20 protein-coding genes and 1 pseudogene are annotated in these 24,720 nt (G+C 42.1%); 16 read left to right on the top strand and 5 right to left on the bottom strand.

Annotated elements, in window-relative coordinates; translation table 11 throughout:
- The first annotated feature begins 57 nt into the window (after positions 1-57).
- The 5 genes from speE to argS all read left to right on the top strand — a co-directional run bounded on the left by speE (position 58) and on the right by argS (position 4,473).
- Positions 58-888: a spermidine synthase gene (gene speE / locus QRN39_RS13870; RefSeq protein ID WP_003214614.1), complete on the top strand. Its 831-nt coding sequence runs from the start codon at positions 58-60 to the stop codon at positions 886-888.
- A gap of 69 nt (positions 889-957) precedes the next feature.
- Positions 958-1,830 (top strand): agmatinase, encoded by an 873-nt coding sequence (speB, locus tag QRN39_RS13865; protein ID WP_003214818.1) that lies wholly within the window; start codon positions 958-960, stop codon positions 1,828-1,830.
- 78 nt (positions 1,831-1,908) lie between these two features.
- The gene (locus tag QRN39_RS13860; RefSeq protein ID WP_284907444.1) at positions 1,909-2,256 is read left to right on the top strand and encodes a hypothetical protein; all 348 of its coding nucleotides are present in this window, start codon (positions 1,909-1,911) and stop codon (positions 2,254-2,256) included.
- A 124-nt stretch (positions 2,257-2,380) separates the two neighbouring features.
- Positions 2,381-2,803 carry a YwiB family protein gene (locus QRN39_RS13855; protein WP_284907443.1) on the top strand — a complete coding sequence of 141 codons (423 nt, stop codon included), beginning with the start codon at positions 2,381-2,383 and terminating at the stop codon, positions 2,801-2,803.
- Entirely contained in the window at positions 2,800-4,473 is a 1,674-nt protein-coding gene (gene argS / locus QRN39_RS13850; RefSeq protein ID WP_050944459.1) for an arginine--tRNA ligase, read from the top strand. Before QRN39_RS13855 ends, argS begins: the two co-directional genes overlap by 4 nt.
- A gap of 366 nt (positions 4,474-4,839) precedes the next feature.
- Here argS and QRN39_RS13845 read toward each other — a convergent pair whose 3' ends face one another.
- Together QRN39_RS13845 and QRN39_RS13840 are read right to left on the bottom strand one after the other, a co-directional pair.
- Positions 4,840-6,852: a P-loop NTPase fold protein gene (locus QRN39_RS13845; RefSeq protein ID WP_284907442.1), complete on the bottom strand. Its 2,013-nt coding sequence runs from the start codon at positions 6,850-6,852 to the stop codon at positions 4,840-4,842.
- A gap of 106 nt (positions 6,853-6,958) precedes the next feature.
- Positions 6,959-7,933, bottom strand: coding sequence for a S66 family peptidase (locus tag QRN39_RS13840; protein ID WP_284907441.1), 975 nt, complete (start codon positions 7,931-7,933; stop codon positions 6,959-6,961).
- A 156-nt stretch (positions 7,934-8,089) separates the two neighbouring features.
- Here QRN39_RS13840 and cls (QRN39_RS13835) point away from each other — a divergent pair, with 156 nt between their 5' ends.
- From cls (QRN39_RS13835) to QRN39_RS13825, 3 genes and pseudogenes are all read left to right on the top strand, one after another.
- Positions 8,090-9,592, top strand: coding sequence for a cardiolipin synthase (cls, locus tag QRN39_RS13835; protein ID WP_284907440.1), 1,503 nt, complete (start codon positions 8,090-8,092; stop codon positions 9,590-9,592).
- Between the two features lie 105 nt (positions 9,593-9,697).
- On the top strand, positions 9,698-11,413 hold the full coding sequence (locus tag QRN39_RS13830; RefSeq protein WP_284907439.1) for an ABC transporter ATP-binding protein: 1,716 nt from the start codon (positions 9,698-9,700) through the stop codon (positions 11,411-11,413).
- A 77-nt stretch (positions 11,414-11,490) separates the two neighbouring features.
- Positions 11,491-12,489: pseudogene (locus QRN39_RS13825) on the top strand (S66 family peptidase).
- A gap of 29 nt (positions 12,490-12,518) precedes the next feature.
- On the opposite strand, the gene QRN39_RS13820 reads toward QRN39_RS13825, so the two are convergent.
- The 3 genes from QRN39_RS13820 to cls (QRN39_RS13810) form a co-directional block, all read right to left on the bottom strand.
- Positions 12,519-12,773: a hypothetical protein gene (locus QRN39_RS13820; protein ID WP_003215306.1), complete on the bottom strand. Its 255-nt coding sequence runs from the start codon at positions 12,771-12,773 to the stop codon at positions 12,519-12,521.
- A gap of 73 nt (positions 12,774-12,846) precedes the next feature.
- Positions 12,847-13,809 carry a UV DNA damage repair endonuclease UvsE gene (gene uvsE, locus QRN39_RS13815; RefSeq protein WP_284907438.1) on the bottom strand — a complete coding sequence of 321 codons (963 nt, stop codon included), beginning with the start codon at positions 13,807-13,809 and terminating at the stop codon, positions 12,847-12,849.
- A gap of 12 nt (positions 13,810-13,821) precedes the next feature.
- Positions 13,822-15,018, bottom strand: a complete 1,197-nt coding sequence (cls, locus tag QRN39_RS13810; RefSeq protein WP_284907437.1) for a cardiolipin synthase — start codon at positions 15,016-15,018, stop codon at positions 13,822-13,824.
- A 143-nt stretch (positions 15,019-15,161) separates the two neighbouring features.
- Between cls (QRN39_RS13810) and QRN39_RS13805 the strand changes: the two genes are divergently transcribed.
- The 8 genes from QRN39_RS13805 (at position 15,162) to pyrG (ending at position 24,683) form a co-directional block, all read left to right on the top strand.
- The gene (locus QRN39_RS13805; protein WP_284907436.1) at positions 15,162-17,273 is read left to right on the top strand and encodes a (Fe-S)-binding protein; all 2,112 of its coding nucleotides are present in this window, start codon (positions 15,162-15,164) and stop codon (positions 17,271-17,273) included.
- Positions 17,274-17,375: 102 nt separating this feature from the next.
- The gene (locus tag QRN39_RS13800) at positions 17,376-18,551 is read left to right on the top strand and encodes an acetyl-CoA C-acetyltransferase (RefSeq protein ID WP_284907435.1); all 1,176 of its coding nucleotides are present in this window, start codon (positions 17,376-17,378) and stop codon (positions 18,549-18,551) included.
- Positions 18,552-18,570: 19 nt separating this feature from the next.
- Complete coding sequence (locus QRN39_RS13795) at positions 18,571-19,434, top strand: 3-hydroxybutyryl-CoA dehydrogenase (protein ID WP_284907434.1); 864 nt, start codon at positions 18,571-18,573, stop codon at positions 19,432-19,434.
- Positions 19,435-19,445: 11 nt separating this feature from the next.
- Positions 19,446-20,558 (top strand): acyl-CoA dehydrogenase family protein, encoded by a 1,113-nt coding sequence (locus QRN39_RS13790; protein ID WP_284907433.1) that lies wholly within the window; start codon positions 19,446-19,448, stop codon positions 20,556-20,558.
- A 16-nt stretch (positions 20,559-20,574) separates the two neighbouring features.
- Positions 20,575-21,717, top strand: coding sequence for an acyl-CoA dehydrogenase (locus QRN39_RS13785; RefSeq protein WP_050944449.1), 1,143 nt, complete (start codon positions 20,575-20,577; stop codon positions 21,715-21,717).
- A 145-nt stretch (positions 21,718-21,862) separates the two neighbouring features.
- Positions 21,863-22,060 (top strand): hypothetical protein, encoded by a 198-nt coding sequence (locus QRN39_RS13780; RefSeq protein WP_050944448.1) that lies wholly within the window; start codon positions 21,863-21,865, stop codon positions 22,058-22,060.
- A gap of 237 nt (positions 22,061-22,297) precedes the next feature.
- The gene (gene rpoE, locus QRN39_RS13775; protein WP_003214586.1) at positions 22,298-22,837 is read left to right on the top strand and encodes a DNA-directed RNA polymerase subunit delta; all 540 of its coding nucleotides are present in this window, start codon (positions 22,298-22,300) and stop codon (positions 22,835-22,837) included.
- Between the two features lie 238 nt (positions 22,838-23,075).
- Complete coding sequence (pyrG, locus tag QRN39_RS13770; RefSeq protein WP_003215143.1) at positions 23,076-24,683, top strand: glutamine hydrolyzing CTP synthase; 1,608 nt, start codon at positions 23,076-23,078, stop codon at positions 24,681-24,683.
- Positions 24,684-24,720 lie beyond the last annotated feature (37 nt).

Raw genomic sequence — 24,720 nt, 5'->3', positions numbered from 1 at the left:
CGTTAAAGGCGCTAACAATAGATGTTTGTTTATTATTGGATGAGAGGAAGATGGACAATGAGCGAACTTTGGTATACAGAGAAGCAAACGAAGAATTTTGGTATTACTTTGAAGGTGAACAAAACCCTTCACACAGAACAAACAGATTTTCAGCATTTAGAAATGGTGGAAACAGAAGAGTTTGGCAATATGCTGTTTTTAGACGGTATGGTGATGACGTCTGAGAAAGATGAGTTTGTATACCACGAAATGGTGGCACATGTTCCTCTTTTCACTCATCCAAACCCGGAAAATGTTCTTGTCGTAGGTGGAGGAGACGGCGGTGTCATTCGTGAAATCCTGAAGCATCCAAGTGTGAAAAAAGCGACACTTGTTGATATTGATGGCAAAGTCATCGAATACTCGAAAAAATTCCTTCCTTCGATTGCTGGGAAACTAGACGATCCTCGTGTAGATGTCAAAGTTGGAGACGGCTTTATGCATATTGCTGAAGCTGACAATGAGTACGATGTTATCATGGTGGACTCAACTGAACCAGTTGGACCAGCTGTGAACCTGTTCTCTAAAGGATTTTACGCAGGAATTTCAAAAGCACTCAAAGAAGACGGTATTTTCGTGGCACAAACGGACAACCCTTGGTTCACACCTGAGCTGATTACAAATGTACAGCGTGATGTGAAAGAGATTTTCCCAATCACGAAGCTTTATACAGCGAATATTCCAACGTATCCAAGTGGTCTTTGGACATTTACCATCGGTTCAAAAAAATATGATCCACTTGCTGTAGAAGACAGCCGTTTCTTTGATATTGACACTAAATATTACACAAAAGAATTGCACAAAGCAGCATTCGTTCTGCCGAAATTTGTGAGCGACTTAATCAAATAAATGAAGCGAAGAGGAAATGCGCAAATAACAGTTTGCGCATTTTTTGAAGCGTAAAAGGAGGAATCTTGCATGAGATTCGACGAGGCTTATTCAGGAAAAGTGTTTATTGGAAGTCATCCGACATGGGAAGATGCAAAAGTCATTTTATACGGTATGCCGATGGATTGGACCGTCAGTTATAGACCAGGCTCACGTTTTGGTCCAAACCGTATTCGTGAAGTTTCGATTGGATTAGAAGAATACAGTCCTTATTTAGATCGTGAGCTGCACGAAGTACCATTCTTTGATGCCGGTGACATTCCGCTTCCTTTTGGAAATGCTCAGAAAAGCTTGGACTTAATTGAAGAGTATGTCGACAGCATTTTAGAAAAAGGGAAGTTTCCATTAGGAATGGGCGGCGAGCATCTTGTGTCTTGGCCGGTTTTCCGCGCGATGCATAAGAAATATCCTGATTTGGCGATTATCCATATGGACGCACATACGGATCTTCGTGAGGAATACGAGGGTGAGCCTCTGTCTCATTCTACCCCGATTCGTAAAGTAGCAGGACTCATTGGACCTGAGAATGTGTTCTCTTTTGGGATTCGTTCTGGGATGAAGGAAGAATTTGAATGGGCAAAAGAAGCGGGCATGCACATTTCTAAATTTGAAGTGCTGGAGCCGTTGAAGCAAGTATTGCCAAAGCTGAAGGGGCGTCCAGTTTATGTGACGATCGACATTGATGTACTCGACCCAGCTCATGCACCTGGTACAGGCACGGTGGATGCTGGCGGTATTACATCAAAAGAGTTGCTTGCATCCATTCATGCCATTGCAGGATCTGAGGTTCAAGTAGTCGGTGCAGACCTTGTAGAGGTAGCACCTGTATACGATCATTCCGACCAAACAGCGAATACAGCGAGCAAGCTTTTACGCGAAATGCTGCTTGGATTTGTGAAATAACACCTTGATAGAGGAGCTTGTCATCTCATGTGGACAAGCTCTTTTTTTACATGGATCAAAAAATAAAGGAGGCAGTTCATGTTTTCTTCTATATTGATGGTGATTCTCGCCTTTTGTGTGTTAGCGGCGGGTTTTCTCACGCTGAAACGAGAGCTCGCAGCTGCGCCGCCCGTTTTTGCTTCGAAAAAGGAAGCAAAGGAAGAGATCTTGGGACTGTTTCAAGATCGAGGCTTTTTCTATCTGACGGCCATTGCGTTATTCATGCAGGTGATATTTAAGCGAGCACAGATCGTGCCATTTGATTTTTTTCAGGCATTTTTGGCAAGTTCAGGCGTACAAGCTCTTTTTTATTTAATCAAAAGAAAAGACTTGGGCGTAAAGGCTGGATTGGTGGTATTAGTGAGTTTCCTGTTTCTTTTTTTCTAAAGGGATGGTGTAAGATCAAAAACGAAGTTTAATCGCAGTGAAGAAGAGAAATGATGGTATGATAGGCGATCATGAATATGGTATACTATTTTAGTTAAACGGGTCTTAGCAAAGGAAGTGCAAAATGACACAAAACCAAATTTCAATTCATGTAAAGTCAGTGATGAAACCAGAGACGGAGCCGGCTGAAACGATCGAATTCCGCACGACTGGAACGTATCAAGAAAAGAATGACAAAACGTATCTCACTTACCATGAAGAACATGAAATGGGTCAAGTAAAAACCGTTGTGAAAATGAGTGAAAAAGAAATTTTTGTCATGAGATCAGGGTCCATTCAAATGAAGCAGCGCTTTCTCATTGGAGAAACGACCGTCACACATTACACGATGCCATTCGGTACACTACAGCTTGATGTACACACACATGGCATTGATCTCGATGTGGACAAGGGACTGCTGCACATTACGTACGATATGCTGACTGGGGAAGATCAAAAGCATTTACATACATTATCGATTTCGTATAAGGAGGATTTACGTTCATGAATATCGCAGAACAGGTCAAAGATGCGTTAAAGGAAGAAATTATTGCGGCAGTCGTCAAAGCAGGACTTGCTGATGAAAGCCAGGTACCAGATGTCCTTTTAGAAGTGCCGAAAGATAAAACTCACGGTGATTACTCCACCAACATGGCGATGCAGCTTGCCCGCATTGCAAAAAAAGCACCTCGTCAAATCGCAGAGGACATTGTCAAAGCGTTTGATAAAGGGAAAGCTTCTATTGAAAAACTGGATATCGCAGGTCCAGGGTTCATTAATATTTATATGAACAATCAGTATTTAACAAAGCTGATCCCAGCTGTCCTTGAAGCAAAAGAGGCATATGGTGAAACGAATACAGGCGGCGGCCAAAAGGTGCAAGTTGAATTCGTCTCAGCCAACCCAACAGGTGACCTTCACCTTGGACATGCCCGCGGAGCAGCTGTAGGTGATTCTCTTTGCAACATCCTTGATAAAGCAGGGTTCGAGGTGAGCCGTGAATACTATATCAACGATGCAGGCAATCAGATCAATAACCTCGCTTTATCTGTAGAGGTACGTTACTTTGAGGCGCTCGGTCTTGAAAAAGAGATGCCTGAAGACGGCTATAGAGGAGAAGACATCAAAGGCATCGGGCAAAAGCTGGCAGATGAATTTGGTGACCGTTTCGTGCATGAGCCAGAAGAAGAGCGTATGATGTTCTTCCGTGAATACGGCTTAAAATATGAGTTAGAGAAATTACGTGTAGACCTTGAGAATTTCCGTGTCCCATTTGATGTATGGTATTCAGAAACCTCTTTATATGAAAACGGAAAAATCGAACCAGCGCTGGAAACTCTTCGCGCTAAAGGCTATGTCTTTGAAGAAGACGGCGCAACGTGGCTGCGTTCAACTGATTTTGGCGATGACAAGGACCGCGTGCTCATTAAAAAAGACGGCAGCTTCACTTACTTGCTTCCAGATATCGCATATCATAAAGACAAATTAGACAGAGGCTTTGATCAGCTCATTAACATTTGGGGAGCGGACCATCATGGCTATATCCCTCGAATGAAAGCGGCGATTCAAGCACTTGGATATCCTGCTGGCAAGCTTGAAGTAGAAATCATTCAGCTCGTTCACCTATACAAAAACGGTGAAAAGATGAAGATGAGTAAACGTACAGGAAAAGCCGTCACCATGCGTGATCTGATTGAAGAAGTAGGCCTAGATGCCACTCGTTATTTCTTCGCGATGAGAAGTGCGGCGACACATATGGACTTTGACCTAGACTTAGCGATTTCTACGTCTAACGAAAACCCTGTGTACTACGCACAATATGCCCATGCGAGAATTTGCAGCATGCTGCGTCAAGGGGAAGAAAAAGGCTACGAGCCAAACCTTGAAAAAGCAGATTTCTCTCACATTCAATCGGAAAAAGAATACGATCTTCTCAAAATCATTGGTAGCTTCCCAGAAGTTGTAGCAGAAGCAGCTGAAAAGCGTATTCCGCACCGTGTGACAAACTATATTTATGACCTTGCATCAGCCCTTCACAGCTTCTACAATGCCGAGAAGGTCATTGATGTAGAAAACGAAACAAAAACAACAGCACGTCTTTCACTCATGAAAGCAACACAAATTACGCTTGCGAATGCATTAAAACTCATTGGCGTATCGGCACCGGAAAAGATGTAGTGGAATGAAGGAAAGCCTCGCTCTATTTTATGAGCGGGGCTTCTTTATATAAAAAAACCGCTATTCTCGAGAGATAGCGGGTTTTGAAAATTAACCAAGCGTATTAATAATGTTAGAAATAGAATCGAATAATTGACTAAGTACATCAGAGAACATGAGCGTATCCTCCTTTCAAAAAGCATGTAGTATGTGCGTGTCATAGGAATTACCCAAGTGTGTTAATGATGTTAGAAATAGAATCGAATAATTGGCTAAGTACATCAGAGAACATGTTTTTGCCTCCTCTCTTTTCTTTTTACATCTACTTAACGAAGGGGATGAAGGGTTGGATCACTTTTTCTAAAAAAACTTATCTTGCATCCTATTTTAAAACTTTAGCTCAATCATTTTTACTAGAATATTTTTTTGATGTGACGGCAAATTGGCTATTCTTTCTTTTAGTTTTATTTCAAATTCTTGATTATAACTTATATCATCTAGGCTCAGAGCTGTGGCTACCGAATTGTTTGGATAGGTAATTTTATAAGATAATTTATCTTTTAAATAATTAAACAATACATTATCATTTAAAGTTAGAACCTTGTCGAAGATCACTTGGTAATCTGAATTTTGATCTAAATATGATTGATATTTTTTATAGAAAAGAAAGCAACTCCTCGGTTTTCTTTCAGTAAGTATATTGAAATCATTATTCATAGTAAAGATGGAATTCTCAAAAATAATCTTAACTAATTTTATTTGTTCTATTGATTGTTCATCTGAACGTGCAGGTATAAAATTAGGTATGATTTCCAATTTTTCAGAAGCATCCAACTCATCTAGAGGTAAAATACTATTTGTGAAAATTTCAGTTTCTTTTCTATTATGATTATTTTTTAGGGCATTTAAACAATTATATATAATAGTATCTGATATAGATATTTTTAAAAAAGCTGTGTCTTGCTCCAAATTGCGCATCTTAAAAGCTATTATATTTCTCAGTAAGGATAATATTTTAGTTTCTGGAGTATTACTTGTGTAACTAAGGTAATGATTCCTTAAAAAATCGTTGAAATCCTCCATCTGACCCTTTGAATGTATTTCAATCAATTTATCTATATTGCTATCTAAATTTATAAATACATCCTCAACTACTTCAATATTCAATGTTGTTATACTCGATATATTTTCAATTTGGTAATATCCGAAGTTTTTTTCGTTTTTTATACTAGGGAAGTTGAATTTATCATGCTCACCATTAATAAATATAGAATATAAGAATTCATATAAATTGGGTGAATTATTCTCTCCTATGTCTTTTTCAATTGCATCTTTTAAGATAAGTTGACTTTTTTCTGTACTGGCAAAATCTTTGTGTGGAATAACCTTTTTTTGGTATAAAAAATTTAAATTTTCAACTATCCACTCGTAAATTTTATAATGAAATTGATAAAAATAGCACAAAGCAAGCTGTTCGCTGATATTAACATTTATTGTAGTTGATTTTGGTGATTTTTTATAGAAAATATTCAGTAAGAGCTTTGCCTCGCGAAATGTCCTTTGTTCATCTACAAAAAAATTTCTGAGTTTCTGAATTAATAATCTATCTGAGTCTGTTAAATCCATGATTTTTATATTGTCACTATTGAATTGTTCTTCGATTACTTTGCTCCAAATTTGAGAAGCCTTATTATTCAATGGCATACTCTCTAAATTTGAAAGGATCTTTTGAATGAATAAAGAGTCGTCTTCATCTTGCACAATTTTGTTGTAATCGCCTACAACTATTAGGATACTCTTTTCAAAAGAATTTAATTTTGACAAGTATGCATAGAGTTGTTTTCTATTTTCTGATTCTAATCTATCAAAATCATCGCAGATAAAAATAACCTTCTTGTTGTATCTATTACTCTTTAACTTTTTTTTTACAAGCCATTCAAATATACTTTCTGTAGAGAATTTATCTAATAATAAATTGAGAAAGCTTATTATAAGGATTAAAGCGCCCCATATGAAAAAATCCATTCTTGAAATATTATCTGTTGACTTGCTGATAATATTATAAGAAAACTGTATAAGTGCTAACAACACTACTAATAAAATCGGTGAAGTTTTCACGATCCAATAGAAAAGAGGATTTAGTTTTTTTGCGAATAATTCAAATGGTTTAAGTATCCAAGGGTCAGTCCAAAAATTGATATCAATAAATTTTGTTCTTTTGGAATCGGATTTTTCCTTAATTAAATTCAAGTAACTTGTTTTGCCAATTCCCCACTTTCCATTTAATAATATTGAGCCTGTGAAATTAGAATTAATGTACTGTTCTATGAATTTATCTATGTTATCTGAGATACCTAAATTATCATCTTCTAATGACTTGATTTCTAAATCTTTCTGCAAAAAAACACCTCTAATAATAAATTGTTTTTTTAATTTCTATATTTTGTTACTCTGTTTTTAAAAAAATAGAGATTTAACATCGATATTATTTGAATAGATAGACATCTTAGTGTTGAAAAATTCGAAACTTCACTTCTTCACCATTACACGTTAGCTCGGCACTTCCGCCAATCGGTAAGGTGAAAACCGGTTGCGTATGTCCGATATCGACATCGTAGATCACGGGAATGTGTTTAAGCATCGGGTGTTTATCTAAAATGAACCCCAAATGTTCCTCTGTCATCTTGGATTTCTTCTGAAAGCGTCCGATGATCAGCCCTTTAATGGATTCTGCATGCTGTAAGAGGGATGTGAGGTCTCTGGCGAACATTTCAGGGAAAACCAAATCATCATCCTCCACAAATAAGATGGCATCCTTAATATGAGGCATAAACGACGTCCCTTGCAGTAAGTTCAGTGTACAAAGGTTACCGCCATACAAGGTACCTTCGGCTGTTCCTTCCTGATATATTCCCCATTTCGTCGGATGAAACTGCCTGTTCGCTTGATCAAGATACCACGCATCATCACTCCACTTTGTTGAAGGATTCACATTAAAAGACTCACCGTCATTCATCAAGCAGGCTTGAAATATAGCGGTCTGCTCCTCTTGTCCCTGTTCCATTTGAAAGCTGGAGAAATGAGGGCCTGAGTATGTCACCATCTCACATTTGGCGGTAATGGCGCTTGCGAGTGCGGTAATGTCACTGTAGCCGCAAAGGACTTTAGGGTGCTGTCGAATCAAGTCGTAATCAATATAAGGCAAGAGCTCATTGCAATTGAAGCCTCCGATTGCTGTCAAAATACCGTCAACTTCATCATCCATGAACGCCTCATGCAGATCAGACAAGCGGTGTTCAATAGATGAAGAGGAATGAAGATCACATTCAAACGCGTGCTGTCCAAAGGAGACAGTGAAGCCTAACATCTCTAAACGCTTTTTTGCTTGAGCGATTCCTTCTTTTGATAAAATGCTGGCACTTCGGCTTGGGGCAATGACACGAAGATGACTGCCTTTTTTTAAAGGAGGTGGTGTATGCATAAACAAATCTTCCTTTCCATCACATATTTATCCATTATATCGGATCAAATGGTCCAAGTCTGTAAAAGCTAGAAGAAAGAAGTGGACCGTGCGTTTCATACAAGCTGTGCAAAGGGTATGGAAGAGAAAAGACAGAAACGAATGAGGGCGAAGAATGTGAAAAAGAGGAGACTGGAATTTTTATTTTTATATTTTATGATATTCGGGGCATATGTGGTGTATTGGTGGCCGGTTCCAGCGTGGAGTGTTCAGCTGTACGCAGCAGTTTATCTCGCCATTATTTTATTTAGTATCATCTCGCTTATGCTAGAGAACCGTACATCACAGCACACACTCTTATGGATGTATGTGCTAATCTTTTTCCCAATCATTGGCTATATGTTTTATTTGTTCTCGGGACAGCTCTATGTGAAAGGTCATTTATTCAAATCAAAGAGAATGTACAACCGTGAAAAACTACGCAGAATATCTGAGCTTGAGAGCAAGCCGGATGAATCAAGTCTAACCGAAAATCAGCGGACTTTTTTTCATTACACAGAAAAAGCAACAGGCATGCATGTGAACACAAATAGTGATATGGACATTTTAAAAAATGGGGAGGAGACGTTTCCCCGTATTTTTGAAGAATTAAAAAAGGCAAAATCGTTCATCCATATAGAATACTACATGTTCAAATCGGATTTCCTCGGGCACCGGATGATGGAGATTTTGATAGAAAAAGTGAAAGAAGGGGTAGAGGTTCGCTTCATCTATGATGCGGCTGGCAGCATTCGCTTCTCCCGAAAAGATATTAAACGCTTGAAGCAGGCAGGAGTCAAGGTCGCTCCTTTTCTGCCTTTAAAATATGGTTTTTTTAATCAAAAAATCAATTTCCGCAATCACCGAAAAATCGTGATCATTGATGGGAAGACAGGATTTGTCGGCGGGTTAAATGTCGGAAAAGAATATGTCGGACGTGATGAAAATATCGGTTTTTGGCGTGATACGCATACGATGTTAAAGGGTGAGGCTGTCCAAACCCTTCACTCTGTGTTTATGCTCGACTGGGAGTATGTTTCAGATGAAGTATTAATTGATGATCCGAAATATCATACTCCGCATCCTGTGACGGGAGAGGATGTCATTCAGGTTGTACCAACTGGACCCGATATGAAAGAAAGTATGAGTGATTTATATGATGCACTCATCTCAAATGCGAAACAATTTGTCTGGATTGCGACACCTTATTTTGTCCCAAATGAATCCCTTCGTACGGCATTGAAAATTGCTGCGACAAGAGGGGTGGATGTCCGGGTGATGGTTCCGGAGATCAATGATGGCTTTCTCACACAATACGCCACACGGTCCTATTTTTCTGAGCTCCTAAAAGAGGGCATCAAGGTGTATCACTATCAAAAGGGCTTCATGCATCAAAAAGTGATGATTGCAGATGGAGAACTTGCCTCTGTCGGTACCGCAAATGTGGATATGAGAAGCTTTCAGCTCAATTTTGAGGTCAATGTCTTTACGGCCGCGAAAAAGCCTATTGAGCAGCTGATGGCACATTATGAAGAAGATATGAAAGAATGTGAGCAAATGGGACCTGTTCATTTTTATAAAAGAGGCTTAAAAGAGCGATTAAAGGAATCGTTTGCTCGGTTGTTTTCTGGCGTTCTATGAGGATTTCTAGTCAAAGAAATCATTTCCTAATCTAGTATTTTGAAGAGGATTCCTCTATAATTGAAAATGATTATCAATTATAGAGGAAATGAGGTTCTTTTACATATGTTAAAACGCTTTTTCGCCTATTACAGGCCCTATCGAGGTCTGTTCTTTTTAGATTTCTTTTGCGCTGTCGCCGTTGGATTGATGGAACTGGGTTTCCCGCTTATCGTGAACTACTTCATTGATACATTGTTGCCAACAGGGAACTGGACAGTCATTGTCTGGACGGCACTTGCGCTGTTTGTCATTTATGCCCTCAGCTCGGTTATGCAATTTATTGTGTCGTATTGGGGGCATATGCTTGGCATCAATATTGAAACAGATATGAGGAAAAAGCTGTTTGATCACTTTCAGCGACTATCCTTTAAATTCTTTGACAACAACAAAACGGGGAAGCTCATGTCACGGATGACAAACGACCTCATGTACATTGGAGAAGTGGCGCATCACGGTCCTGAAGATTTGTTTATAGCGATTATGACAATTCTCGGTGCCTTTGCAGTCATGCTGATGATTAACTGGCAGCTGGCCATTTTAACCTTCCTCATCATGCCTGTCATCATTTGGCTCGCCCTACATTTTAATAAAAAGATGACGAAGGCGATTACACAGCTCAACAATGACATTGGAGACTTTCATGCGAGGGTTGAAAACAATATCGGGGGTATTCGTCTTGTTCAAGCCTTTGCCAATGAACATTTCGAGAAAAAGCGTTTTGCGGAAAACAACAACCGTTTTCGTAAGGCGAAGCTTCTTTCTTATAAAATTATGTCGGTCAATGGATCGATTAGCTATATTCTCACACGTCTTGTGACACTGTTTGTCCTTCTCGCAGGTACATGGTTTGTCCTGCAAGGTCAATTAACGGCAGGTGGCTTTATCGCATTTGTTCTGATCACAAATGTTTTATTTAGACCGATTGATAAAATCAACACGGTCATTGAAATGTATCCGAAAGGCATTGCGGGCTTTAAAAGCTATGTCGATTTGCTAGACACAGAGCCGGATGTGAAGGATACAGAGGAAGCACGTGATGTACACGGATTGAAAGGTGAAATTGAATATCGAAACGTAACATTTGGCTACGATGAACACAGTCATGTGTTAAAGAATATCGATTTAAAGATCAAACAAGGAGAGACGGTTGCGTTTGTCGGCCCTTCAGGAGCGGGGAAATCAACAATTTGCAGTCTGCTGCCTCGTTTTTATGATGTGGATGAAGGGGAGATCACGATTGATGGTATAAGCACAAAGTCGATGACATTGTCTTCTTTAAGGCAGCAGATCGGTATTGTGCAGCAGGATGTCTTTTTATTCTCAGGCACCATTCGTGAAAACATTGCGTACGGGAACTTAGAAGCCAGCGATGCAGAGATTTGGGAGGCTGTAAGAAGTGCGCATTTAGAGGAACTCGTTCAGCGTTTCCCAGAAGGGTTAAATACCGTGATAGGTGAGCGCGGCGTCAAACTGTCAGGCGGTCAAAAGCAGCGTCTATCAATTGCACGGATGTTCCTGAAAAACCCGTCCATTCTCATTCTAGATGAAGCCACATCAGCACTTGATACAGAAACAGAAAAAGCCATACAGGATGCACTGAGCGAACTAGCTGTCGGCAGGACGACACTCGTCATTGCCCACCGCCTTGCAACAATTAAACACGCCGATCGTATCATTGTCGTGACAGAGGAAGGTATTGAAGAACAAGGTCGCCACCAAGATTTAATTCAAATGGGCGGCGTATATAGCAGACTGCACGAAGCGCAGTTTGGTCATTAAAAAGAATATAAAGCCCTTTTGATAAGGGTCTTTTTTTGTTAGGATAGAAAAAACTCGTGTAGGAAGGATCTGATGGAATGAAGGGGCTTCGGCGATTACAAAAAGGCGATAAGATCGGTATTTTTTCACCTTCAAGTCCTGCATCAGCGACCTCGCCTCTTAGGTATGAGCGGGCGAAGAAGTAGCTTGAGCAAAAAGAATTCATTGTGGTACCAGGATCATTAACAGGGAAAGAGGATCACTACCGTTCAGGTACAATTCAAGAACGAGCCAATGAGTTGAATGAGCTAATGGCTCGAGAGGACTTGGCGTGCGTCATGTCAATGATTGGCGGGACAAATTCAAATAGTATGCTGCCTTATCTTGATTTTGAGCTGCTGAAACAACATCCGAAAATCATGATCGGTTATTCAGATGCGACAGCGATTCTTTTAGCCGCTTACGAAAAAACGGGATTGCCTGTATTCTACGGACCGGCGCTTGTTCCATCTTTTGGGGAGTTTGAACCGTTCGTTGCTTATACATATCAGTCGTTCGAAGACATCCTGATGCAGCCTCAATCCATTCCTTATCAGATCAAAAAACCACCCTTTTGGACGGATGAACGAATCAATTGGGAAGAAAAGACACGTGATAAAGGGCAGCGTCCGAACGATTGGCTGTGCGTCATAGAAGGACAGGTAGAAGGCAGGTTGATCGGCGGAAACCTGAATGCAATGTACGGCATATGGGGCAGTGAATTCATGCCAGCGATCCAAACAGGAGACATTCTCCTCATTGAAGATTGCATGAAAACCGCTTCAGTTGTAGAAAAAAACTTCTCTTTATTGAAAGTAAATGGAGTGTTTGAGCGGGTATCAGGGATTCTTTTGGGGAAACATGAGCTGTTTGATGATGAGGGAACGGGCAAAGAACCTTACGAGATTTTACTTGAGGTGCTTGGAGAGACAAAGAAACCGCTCATCGCAGATTTTGACTGTGCCCATACACACCCGATGCTTACGATGCCAATTGGGGCACAAGTGAAAATGGATGCAGCTTCAAAACAAGTGTGGTTAACGAAAGAGTGGATATAACAAAAGAGCGGCCTGATGGCTGCTCTTTTTTATGAAACCTTCTCTTTTTCAAATGGCTGCAAGAGATCTTGCGCTTTTTTTCCCTCTACGACAATTAAGTAGTCAGATTCTAAGTGAGTGAGCCTGAAGGTTTCAAGCTCTACGATGTTCTTGATGTTACACATTGTTTTTTTAGAATACACATATAGACGATGTTGAGCCTGGTGGCATTTTTCATAAAGAGAAATAAGCTTATGTAAATTCAATGCTTTCGCAGCGATTTGGATTGAATAGATCTGAGACATCTTCATATCCTCCTGTTGATTACTTTCTCACAATAGCTTTGTTACCCCTGTTTACACAGAGATAAACCTTTCTCTATGATTTCCACTCAATGGTTCCTCCGCCGGTTCGCTTGTTGCCTCTTATCGCAGACAGTTCTTCGACGAGTCTAAGAAGGGCCTGATCCTTTGACTTCGCCTCAATCATAAAATCTACATCACGCCCATACGGTTTTAATGCATGAAAAAGCGGTAAGACAAAGGACATATCTACACCATCTGCATGACTGCGTATGGCTTTTTCTGATTTCGGTGAGGATAAATGAATTTTAGGCGGAATACCAGTGCTCGTCCAAGTGCCGAACATTCTTGGCAGGATGTCTTCAAGCGCGGCATCGTCATCTTTATTGGCCACGTGATGATGGTAATCAAAAACAAAGGGAATACCGTGCTTTTCACATACACCAAGCGTTTCTAACGACGTATACGTTTTGTCATCATTCTCAAGCGTCATCCTCGCCTTGATATGCGCTGGTAGCTGTTTGATATTTTCATCAAAACGTTGAAGCGCCGAATCTTTATCACCGTACGCACCGCCCACATGAATGTTCATATAGCCTTCCTTTTCAAGCTTCATCGCCTCAAGCATTTGATAATGGTACGCCATGTCGATCACGGCATTTTCTGTGATTGAAGGCTTGGGGCTAGTAAACAAGGTGAACTGATTGGGGTGAAAGCTCACACGAAGCCCATGCCGTTTCACCAACTCGCCAATTTCAAGAAACTCCTTTTGAAAAGGTGTCACAAAGTCCCATCGTACCTCGGGATGGGTCGCAAGCGGGACGATCGAACTCGAAAAACGGTAAAGCGGGATATCATGAGCAATGGCAAAGTAAAGCGTTCTTAATGTATTCACGAGATTGGCCTTTGTTGTTCGTAATAAAGCCTCTTTTCTCTCTTCCTTTGAGAGCTTGCTGTATCTTGCAAAGGTCAGCGACTTGGCAGGAGAAGCCTCCCACAAGGTGACGGCATTGGATACATAACCGAATCGATAACGCATAGGTCATCTCCTTTATAAAAAATAAGAGAACATGGCGGCAACCCATTCCAGCGGATGTGACAGAAGCGGACGCTGTGCCAATTTCTCTTCTGTCATAAGCTCAGACACTTCTATGTGCTCGCGAATCCTTTCCTCTACGTGGGCAGTAAAGTCGGTATCATCAATGGCGACGTCTACTTCCTCGTTTAAAAACAAGCTGCGTTTATCAAAATTTGCCGTACTGATCATACAGCGTCTCTGGTCAATTAGAATGGCTTTCGCATGATAAAATCCTTTATAAAAACGATAAACAAGGCAGCCGGAGGCAATGAGGTCCTTCAAATAATGAAATCCAGCCTCTTTGACGAGTGGATGATCTGCTTTCATTGGGATGATGATTTCAACCGTAACGCCTCGCTTGCGTGCATCAAGCAGTGCACTCAGAAGAGGAGCAGATGGAATAAAGTAAGGCGTACAGATGATGATCTGTTTCCTCGCCTGCTGAATATCTTTGAGGAACAAAGCTTCTAAAGAAAAACCAGCAGTCGCGCGTGTTGTGCATTGTAGTGTTCCCGGTTCCAAAGCAGGAAAAACCTCATATTGCAGCTGATGAATACCAGATGTCCGATATAAATCATTCAAAAACACATGCTGGAGATCTGCGACAACTTGCCCCGTCATGCGCAAATGATAATCCTTCCAAATGCCAAACCGACCCTTTTTCCCAACATATTCATCGCCAATATTAAACCCGCCAATATAGCCAATCTTTCCATCAATCACCGTGATTTTACGATGATTTCTCATGTTTAACCGATAAATCAAAAAAGGGAAACGAGGCTTATTTAAAAAGTAAAATTGGATGCCACTTTTCTCTAGCATGTCGATGGACTTTTGATCAAACGGATAGGACCCTAGTCGATCGGTCAGCAAAAAGACTGAAACCCCTTGTTTCGCTTTTGTTTTCAAAGCTTGTAACACCCTTTGACCAATCTTGTCGTTCTTTACAATAAAGAACATCATATGAATAGAAGAAGAGGCGTGCTGAATATCGGTGAGCAGCTGATCAAAGAGTGGTTCGCCATCATGATAAAATGCGGCATCACCGCTTGTTTGATCAAAAGATCGTTCAAAAGCGCGGGTAGAAAAATATTTCTTTCCCATATAAAGGTCTAACAATATGAGGCAAACGATGACAATGAGTACGAGTAGGATGATCAATGCGATCATGTTGCTTCCTCCTTTTTTGCATATTTCAATAGTGTACCCAAACGTGTAAAAAATATTGACTGAATACTCATTCATTATTTATGATAGAGGTACAACATAGAAACGGAACAAAGTGGGTTTTGGGGAATGAAAGGGGGAGCAAGATGAATAGCCTTTTAATCATGAACATGATCGCATTTGCGGCGGTGACCGCTTACGCTGTGTATTTGTTTATTTATCTCATTCGAACACGAGCAGCGTACATTCGTCTTGGCAAAAAAGAAGAGTTCCAACAAGACATGAAAAAACGCTTAGAGCGTGTTTGGGTCAATGTATTTGGGCAAAAGAAGCTGTTAAAGGACAAGAAGAGCGGCATCATTCATGTGCTGTTTTTCTACGGATTTATCCTTGTACAGTTCGGAGCCCTTGATTTTATTATGAAGGGACTCGTTCCAGATAGCGGACTCCCTTTAGGTCCGCTTTACGGTGTCTTTACCTTTTTCCAAGAGGTAGTCACACTTCTCATTTTAGTAGCTGTTGTTTGGGCGTTCCATAGAAGGTATGTGGAGAAGCTTGTCCGTTTAAAGCGTGGCTTTAAATCCGGTCTAGTGCTTTTATTTATTGGCGGCTTGATGCTGACCGTTTTACTTGGGAACGGGATGAATATCATCTGGCATGGACACCCTTTATCACCAACTGAGCCAATCGCATCCAGTGTTGCTTTCTTGCTGGGCGGTATTTCACCTCTTGCGGCAACGGTCGTTTTTTATGTCGCATGGTGGGTGCATCTCCTGATTTTGCTGACATTCTTAGTGTATGTCCCGCAGTCAAAGCATGCTCACCTCATTGCAGGACCGGTGAATGTATTTGCCAGTAGATTAGACCCGCCAGGCAAGCTGCAAAAAATTGATTTTGAAGATGAGACACAAGAGACCTTCGGTGTGGGAAAAATTGAAGACTTCCGTCAGTCACAGCTGATCGACCTTTACGCCTGTGTGGAATGCGGGCGCTGCACAAATATGTGCCCAGCAACAGGTACAGGGAAAATGCTGTCTCCTATGGATTTGATTTTAAGGCTAAGAGATCATTTAACCAATAAAGGGGCCGCCATTACATCGAAGACGCCTTGGGTTCCGCAGCTTGCCTTCAGGCAGACAACAGGAAATCAGCTGGCGCTGCAGGCGAGAGGAGCAGGTGCAGAGGAATCGGCTGCCAGCTCGATGTATCATCCTTCTCTTATTGGTGAAGTCATTACAGAGGAAGAAATTTGGGCATGTACGACGTGCCGAAACTGTGAAGACCAATGCCCTGTCATGAATGAACACGTCGACAAGATTATTGATATGCGCAGATATCTTGTGCTGACCGAAGGGAAAATGGATGCAGATGCACAGCGTGCCATGACAAGTATAGAGCGCCAAGGGAACCCGTGGGGATTGAACCGGAAAGAAAGAGAAAATTGGCGTGAACTGAGAGAAGATGTGCATGTGCCGACAGTAAAAGAGCTGAATAAAGCAGATCAAACCTTCGATTATTTATTCTGGGTTGGTTCAATGGGGGCATATGACAATCGAAGCCAAAAGATTGCGCTTGCCTTTGCAAAGCTTCTCAACGAAGCAGGAGTCTCCTTTGCCATCCTAGGAAATAAGGAGAAAAACTCTGGCGATACACCAAGAAGGCTTGGAAACGAATTTTTATTCCAAGAGCTTGCTGCGAAAAACATTGAAGAATTCCAGAAAAACGGTGTCACAAAGATCGTTACGATTGATCCGCACGCGTACAATTTATTTAAAAATGAGTATCCAGACTTCGGACTTGAGGCAGAAGTGTACCATCATACAGAATTACTGGCAGAGCTAGTGCAAGAAGGGAAGCTAACGCCTGTACATCAAGTGAATGAGGTCATCACCTTCCACGACTCTTGCTACCTAGGCAGATATAACGAAGTGTATGATCCTCCGAGAGATATTTTAAAAGCCATCCCTGGTGTGACGCTGAGAGAAATGGAACGTCATCGTGAAACTGGTATGTGCTGCGGTGCAGGCGGGGGCTTAATGTGGATGGAAGAAGAGACAGGTACCCGAATTAACACTGCCCGAACGGAGCAGGCGTTACAGGTGCAGCCGTCCATCATTAGCTCAGGGTGTCCTTATTGCTTAACGATGCTGGGAGATGGTACGAAGGCAAAGGAAGTAGAGGATCAGGTAGGTACATTTGATGTCGCAGAGCTTCTTGAAAAATCAGTGTTTGGCGAGGCTGGAAAGCAGGTTTCGTAAACAAAACAGGCCGATGAATAGAATGTTCATCGGCTTATACATGGCGCTGTACATCTGCTGTTTAGACAATATGTAAGCGGTAACAAACTGGAGGGGACATACATGAGTAAGACGGTCATTGTATCTGGAGCAAGAACACCATTTGGAAAACTAGGCGGTGCTTTCATTGGGTTGAGTGCCGCAAAACTAGGCGGAATGGCCATCAAGGCTGCGCTGGAAAGAGTGCAGGGATCACATCATGTGGATGAGGTCATCATGGGAAGTGTTTTGCAGGGAGGACAAGGTCAGATTCCTTCAAGGCAAGCAGCAAGATATGCTGATCTTCCGTGGTCCGTTCCGACGCAAACCATCAATAAAGTCTGTGCATCAGGAATGCGCAGTGTGAGCACAGCAGATCAAATCATCCGAGCTGGAGATGCGGAGGTCATCGTAGCGGGCGGTATGGAATCCATGTCAGACGCCCCTTATTTGCTAAAAAAAGCGCGATGGGGTTACAAAATGGGAGATGGTGCGGTACAAGATGCGATGATTTTAGATGGATTAACCTGTTCGTTTACAGGCGTTCATATGGGTGAGTATGGGAGCACGGCTGCGAAGGAGCTCGGTATCACGCGGGAAGAGCAAGATCTTTGGGCATTAAGAAGTCATGAACGGGCGATCGAAGCGCAGAGAAACGGCTTTTTCCAGCATGAAATCACCCCCGTCACCGTCAAGACGAAAACGGGAGAGTGGCTGATCACAGAAGATGAATCCCCGCGGCGTGATACGTCATATGAACGGCTGTCAAAGCTCATGCCTGTTTTTGATCAAACGGGTACCATTACCGCTGGAAATGCACCAGGTGTCAATGATGGAGCAAGTGCGCTTCTTTTAATGAAAGACACATATGCAAAGCAGCATGACGTCAAGCCAATGGCAGTCGTGCTTGGTCATACGCAGGTAGCTGTAGAGGCAAAGGATTTTCCGAAAACACCAGCCTTTGCTATCGAGAAAATTTTACAGAAAACAGGCAAGCGTCTAGAGGATATTGATCTATTTGAAATCAATGAGGCCTTCTCAGCTGTGGCGCTGGCATGTGAAAAAATAATTGGGCTGGACCGGCGGAAAATGAATATCAACGGTGGTGCAGTTGCGCTTGGTCATCCCATTGGAGCAAGCGGAACACGGATCATATTGACCTTGATTCATGCATTAAAACAAAGAGGCGGCGGTATTGGCATTGCGGCGATTTGCAGTGGAGGCGGTCAAGGAGATGCCATCATGATAAAGGTAGATTAAAAGGGAGGCGTTCATCGTCATGAGTACAGAAGAAACCGTCATGGTCGTTGGAGCTGGTCAAATGGGATCAGGCATTGCCCAAGTTTTTGCTCAGTCTGGCTACACAGTCCTGCTGCATGATGCATCTGAAAAGCAGATTCATCGAGCCATTTTCTCCATGACCAAACAACTGACGAAACGAGCAGAAAAAGGAAAGCTAGCCCATCAGGCAGTCCGAGATATTACGCAGCGGCTTGCCGTATCTACAGATTTAAAGGACGTGCAGCAGGCACGTTTAGTGATTGAAGCTGCATCTGAACAAATGAGTGTGAAAAAACAAATCTTTGAGACACTCGATCAATTTGCAGAGGCGAAGACGATATTTGCAACAAACACATCCTCCTTGTCGATCACAGAATTAGCAGCTGTTACGAGTAGACCGGAGCAAGTGATTGGCATGCATTTTATGAATCCGGTGCCTGTCATGAAACTCGTTGAGGTCATTCGAGCGCTGCAAACGAGTGACGACACGTATCAACTCGTTTGTGAAACAGCAAAGACATTAAACAAAACCCCAATTGAAGTGGAAGACTTCCCAGGGTTTGTATCAAACCGCATATTGATGCCAATGATCAATGAAGCCATTTACACCCTTTATGAAGGCGTGGCAGATGCAGAAAGCATTGACGGTGTCATGACGCTTGGAATGAATCACCCAATGGGGCCACTTCGTCTCGCTGATTTCATCGGACTAGATACATGTTTATTTATTATGAATACCCTTCATGAGGGACTTGGGGATAGCAAATATCGACCTTGTCCTCTTTTGAAAAAATACGTGAATGCAGGCTGGCTGGGCAAAAAGACAAAGAGAGGTTTTTACACATACCACGACCACTCATAGGGGGAGTCAAAATGGATGTTTTGCTTACGGATCAACAGCGACTCTGGAGAGAACAGGCAGCAGAATTTGCAAGACAGCGTATATTCCCTGAAGTGGAAGCCATGGAACAAGGTCAGTTCCCAAGAACACTTTTAGCAGAAATGGGACGACAAGGCTTTCTGGGGATTCCAATACCAGCTTCGTATCAAGGCTTAGGAGCAGATTTTACAACGTATATCATCGCCATTCATGAATTATCCAAAGTGAGTGCGACCATCGGTGTCATTGTGTCCGTTCATACATCTGTTGTGACGATGCCTATTTTAGCTTTTGGAACGAATGAGCAAAAAGAATCCTATGTTCCGCTGCTTGCATCCGGGCAGAAACTGGGAGCATTTTGCCTGACTGAACCGAAGGCAGGCTCAGATGCCTCCAGTATTCAGCTAAGGGCAAAGCGGGCAGACGACCATTATGTGTTAAATGGTACAAAAATGTTTATCACAAGCGGCGGGGAAGCAGAACTGTATCTTGTCTTTGCCGTGACAGATCCTGCTTCTGCGAAAAAAAATATATCGGCATTCATTGTTGAGAAAGATACACCAGGATTTACGATCGGAAAAGATGAGAAAAAGATGGGACTGCACGGGTCAAAAACCGTTACGCTTCATTTTGATGCTGTGCGGATTCCAAAACAGCAGTTGCTCGGTGCAGAAGGAGAGGGCTTTCACATAGCCATGTCTAGTTTAAATGCGGGGAGAATCGGTATCGCGGCTCAAAGCCTCGGCATTGCAGAAGCCGCATTAACTGAGACAGTGACTTATTTAAAGCAGCACCCGGCAGGTCTAGAAACGACCATTCGGCTGGGTGATTTGGCAGCGAAGCTTGAAGCAGCCAAACTATTAGTCTATCAAGCGGCTTCTTATAAAGAGGCGAATCGTCCGGTCACAAAGGAAGCATCCATGGCAAAGCTATTTGCCTCAAGAACGGCAGTTGAGATCAGTACAGAAGTGATCCATTTGCTCGGCATGGATGGTTATACGAATCGCTATCAAGCACAACGTTACTTTCGTGATGCGAAAGTTTGTGAAATCTATGAAGGAACAAGTGAAATTCAAAGGCTGGTCATTTGTAAACAGCTAATATGAAACGAGGTGGCTCATGATGCAGTTTCAATTAAGTGATGAACATGAAATGATTCAAAAAATGGTGAGGGATTTTGCGAAAAATGAAGTAGAGCCAACAGCAGCAGAGCGGGATGAGACAGAAACGTATGATCCAACTATTTTTCGCCAAATGGCGGAGCTCGGTTTAACGGGCATTCCTTGGCCGGAAGAGGTAGGCGGGATCGGTAGTGATTATTTAGCCTACGTCATCGCAGTGGAGGAGCTTTCAAGAGTGTGCGCCTCTACAGGCGTCACCCTCTCCGCCCACACCTCTCTCGCCTCGTGGCCTATCTATACTTTCGGAACAGATGAACAAAAAGAGACCTATTTAAAGCCGCTTGCAGAAGGACAGAAGGTAGGGGCATATGCACTCACTGAGAGCGGTTCGGGTTCAGATGCCGGCGGAATGAAGACAACGGCAGTAAAGGCAGGCAATGAATACGTCCTGAACGGTGCGAAAATCTTTATTACAAATGGAGGCATTGCGGATTATTATATTGTGTTTGCTGTGACTGACCAAGAAGCTACATCTCGAAATACGACCGCCTTTATTGTAGAAAAAGAGACACCGGGCTTCTCTGTTGGCAAAAAGGAAAGCAAACTGGGCATTCGCTCATCGCCAACGACCGAAATTCGATTTGAAGATTGCCGGATTCATGAAAGGAACCGGCTCGGACAAGAGGGAGAAGGCTTTAAAATAGCGATGATGACCCTCGATGGCGGCAGAAACGGTATTGCTGCACAGGCAGTTGGGATTGCACAAGGCGCTCTTGATGCGGCAGTCGATTATGCGAAGGAGCGCAAGCAATTCGGCAAACCAATCATTCAGCAGCAAGGAATTGCTTTTAAACTAGCAGATATGGCAACCGCAATTGAAGCCTCCAGGCTGCTCACTTATCAGGCAGCATGGCTCGAAACGAAAGGGCTCCCGTATGGAAAGGAATCAGCTATGTCCAAGCTCTTTGCTGGAGATACAGCCATGAAGGTAACAACAGAAGCCGTCCAAATCTTCGGCGGCTACGGCTATACAAAGGATTACCCAGTCGAACGATACATGCGTGATGCGAAAATCACCCAAATTTATGAAGGCACACAGGAAATCCAGCGCCTAGTCATCTCGCGCAAACTGCTAGATATGTAGAAACAAAGCAAAGACCACCTGATGTGAGGTGGTCTGTTTTGGTGCGAAAATTAGTCCTCAAATGTTAAATTATTTCCAAAATTGTCCCATGCCACCTTATCATTATGATAAAATTGGCAAAAGTATCAATATGGAGGTTTTCATGATGAACACAACATTTATGGGTATTTTAGGATTAGTCACAATGATCATTTGGATTATGGTCTCCACAGAGCTTTCAAAGTCTCCAAAAAAGAAGGAAGAAAAAGAAAACAGCCGCAGAAAACTATTTGTCCTCATGCCTGCGGGAATGGTATGTACGATTGCTATCGTGATCTTATTCATTCAGAGAATCCCGTTTTAAAATAGAGATGAACAAACTAAAAGACAAAAAGCATACCATACACAAAAGCCAGACCCATTTCATGCAGATGATGAGCCCCTTGAGAAAAAATCAAAAATTAACATGATTAAAGGTGGCATAAACTCCCCTAATTTGTTTATAATGAGAGGTATGGTTTGTCGTAAAAATAAGGGATAAACACTTATTATTTCACTGATAAATGGATACATACATGTAATAGAAAGGGAGTGTCTGACCTTGAGTTTGAAAGAATACTCACAGGAGCAGCTCAAGCACATGTCTTTAGTTGAACTTGCTTATGAAATTTTCAGAGACAGCAAAACACCGATTACGTTTTCCGAGTTAATAGATGAAATGGTCCGTTTACAAGGAATACAAAAATCTGATCTTGATGATCGCCTTGCTCAATTTTATACAGACTTAAATATAGATGGCCGCTTTATTTCGTTAGGTGATCAGAGATGGGGACTTCGCAGCTGGTATCCAGTTGATCAAATCGAAGAAGAAGTTCAGCCAGCTGTGAAAACAAAAGCGAAAAAGAAAAAGACAAAAGCAGCTGTCGTTGAAGAAGACTTCGATGAAATTGAAGAGGAAGAGGAAATCGAAGAGCTTGAAGAAGACCTTGATCTTGTTGAAGACGACGATGATCTCGACCTAGACGATGATGAGGAAATTGAGGAAGATATAGAAGAATTCGACGAAGATGATGACGAAGATGATGACGGCTTAACAGAAATTGACGAAGACGATTTAGACGATAAAGAGGAAGAGAAATAACCCTCATAAACCGGTCCTCAAAACAGGACAAAACCGTCTTGACTTTCGAGAGCGAACTATGTAGTATGTATTTTGGGCTCTCTAAAAAGAGTACGTAAAGATACGTTCATTTACGCTCCCTTTCATTTATTTGAAAGGGAGCTTTCTTATTTTTCAAGAGATTTAGGGATACACTCTAAAAAGGATGAAGCTGTGCATGTCTAGTCATGCAAGGGTAAAAAAGAGAGGAGCATACGAAATGACAAAGTATATTTTTGTAACAGGAGGAGTTGTTTCCTCACTTGGAAAAGGGATCACGGCTGCCTCGTTAGGCCGCCTTCTGAAAAATAGAGGGATGGATGTCACCATTCAAAAATTCGATCCATATATCAACGTAGACCCAGGGACGATGAGTCCATATCAGCACGGTGAGGTTTTCGTCACAGATGACGGTGCTGAAACAGACCTTGATTTAGGTCACTATGAGCGCTTCATTGATATTAACTTAAATAAGTACAGCAACGTCACAACAGGTAAAATCTACTCTACTGTTCTGAAGAAAGAGCGCCGCGGTGACTATTTAGGCGGAACTGTACAGGTTATTCCCCATATTACAAATGAAATTAAAGATCGCGTGTACCGTGCCGGAAAAGAAACAGGTGCAGATGTGGTCATCACAGAAATCGGCGGAACAGTAGGAGACATCGAATCCCTTCCATTCCTAGAAGCGATTCGTCAAATGAAGAGTGACATTGGCCGTGAAAACGTCATGTACATTCATTGTACCCTTGTTCCTTACATTCGGGCAGCAGGTGAACTGAAAACAAAACCGACACAGCATAGTGTAAAAGAACTTCGCAGCCTTGGTATTCAGCCAAACGTTATTGTGGTCAGAACTGAAATGCCAATGACCCAGGACATGAAGGACAAAATTGCGTTATTCTGTGATATTGATACAAAAGCTGTTATCGAATGTCAGGATGCAGACACGTTGTACTCTATTCCGCTTGATTTACAAAAACAAGGACTAGACAAGCTTGTATGTGAACATATGAAACTTGATTGCCAAGATGCAGACATGACGGAGTGGACAGCGCTAGTCGATAAAGTGCAAAACCTCTCAAAACAAGTCACAATTGGTCTAGTAGGAAAATATGTTGAATTGCAAGATGCATACATTTCTGTCGTTGAATCACTTCGCCATGCTGGTTATGCATTTGATGCAGACGTTCAAATCAAATGGATCAATGCAGAAGAAGTGACAGCAGAAAATATGGCTGATTTCGCACAAGATGTCGATGGCATCATCGTTCCTGGAGGCTTCGGAGACCGCGGAGTGGAAGGGAAAATTATTGCTACACAATATGCCCGTGAAAACAAAGTGCCATTCTTCGGAATTTGCTTAGGAATGCAAGTTGCGTCAATCGAATATGCACGAAACGTACTAGGCCTTGAAGGAGCTCATTCAGCGGAAATTGATCCTGAAACAGCATTCCCAATTATTGACCTTCTTCCAGAACAGAAGGATGTAGATGATTTAGGCGGAACACTTCGTCTTGGTCTGTATCCATGTAAATTAAATGAAGACTCCAAAGCATTTGCTGCATACAACGATGAAGTGGTCTACGAACGCCACCGCCATCGCTATGAGTTTAATAATGAATTCAGACAGCAAATGGAAGCTGCAGGATTTGTCTTCTCTGGTACAAGCCCAGACGGACGTCTTGTTGAAATTATCGAGCTGAAGGATCATCCTTGGTTCCTTGCTTCTCAATTCCACCCAGAATTCGTCTCAAGACCGACAAGACCTCAGCCATTATTTAGAGATTTCGTTGGTGCTTCACTGCAAGCATCTGAATCAAAATAAAACAAAAAAACTGCCGAGAATATCATCTTCTCGGCAG

Source organism: Bacillus sp. lyk4-R2A-2, from assembly GCF_030209735.1.
GTDB classification, from domain to species: Bacteria; Bacillota; Bacilli; order Bacillales; family Bacillaceae; genus Bacillus; species Bacillus pumilus.
This window is presented reverse-complemented; position numbering and strand designations above follow the sequence as displayed.

Excerpts from the sequence above, each read along its gene's own strand:
- speE (WP_003214614.1), top strand. The coding sequence starts at position 58 with ATGAGCGAACTTTGGTATACAGAGAAGCAAACGAAGAATTTTGGTATT.
- speB (WP_003214818.1), top strand. The coding sequence starts at position 958 with ATGAGATTCGACGAGGCTTATTCAGGAAAAGTGTTTATTGGAAGTCAT.
- QRN39_RS13860 (WP_284907444.1), top strand. The coding sequence starts at position 1,909 with ATGTTTTCTTCTATATTGATGGTGATTCTCGCCTTTTGTGTGTTAGCG.
- QRN39_RS13855 (WP_284907443.1), top strand. The coding sequence starts at position 2,381 with ATGACACAAAACCAAATTTCAATTCATGTAAAGTCAGTGATGAAACCA.
- argS (WP_050944459.1), top strand. The coding sequence starts at position 2,800 with ATGAATATCGCAGAACAGGTCAAAGATGCGTTAAAGGAAGAAATTATT.
- QRN39_RS13840 (WP_284907441.1), bottom strand. The coding sequence starts at position 7,933 with ATGCATACACCACCTCCTTTAAAAAAAGGCAGTCATCTTCGTGTCATT.
- QRN39_RS13830 (WP_284907439.1), top strand. The coding sequence starts at position 9,698 with ATGTTAAAACGCTTTTTCGCCTATTACAGGCCCTATCGAGGTCTGTTC.
- QRN39_RS13820 (WP_003215306.1), bottom strand. The coding sequence starts at position 12,773 with ATGTCTCAGATCTATTCAATCCAAATCGCTGCGAAAGCATTGAATTTA.
- uvsE (WP_284907438.1), bottom strand. The coding sequence starts at position 13,809 with ATGCGTTATCGATTCGGTTATGTATCCAATGCCGTCACCTTGTGGGAG.
- cls (WP_284907437.1), bottom strand. The coding sequence starts at position 15,018 with ATGATCGCATTGATCATCCTACTCGTACTCATTGTCATCGTTTGCCTC.
- QRN39_RS13805 (WP_284907436.1), top strand. The coding sequence starts at position 15,162 with ATGAATAGCCTTTTAATCATGAACATGATCGCATTTGCGGCGGTGACC.
- QRN39_RS13800 (WP_284907435.1), top strand. The coding sequence starts at position 17,376 with ATGAGTAAGACGGTCATTGTATCTGGAGCAAGAACACCATTTGGAAAA.
- QRN39_RS13795 (WP_284907434.1), top strand. The coding sequence starts at position 18,571 with ATGAGTACAGAAGAAACCGTCATGGTCGTTGGAGCTGGTCAAATGGGA.
- QRN39_RS13790 (WP_284907433.1), top strand. The coding sequence starts at position 19,446 with ATGGATGTTTTGCTTACGGATCAACAGCGACTCTGGAGAGAACAGGCA.
- QRN39_RS13785 (WP_050944449.1), top strand. The coding sequence starts at position 20,575 with ATGCAGTTTCAATTAAGTGATGAACATGAAATGATTCAAAAAATGGTG.
- QRN39_RS13780 (WP_050944448.1), top strand. The coding sequence starts at position 21,863 with ATGAACACAACATTTATGGGTATTTTAGGATTAGTCACAATGATCATT.
- pyrG (WP_003215143.1), top strand. The coding sequence starts at position 23,076 with ATGACAAAGTATATTTTTGTAACAGGAGGAGTTGTTTCCTCACTTGGA.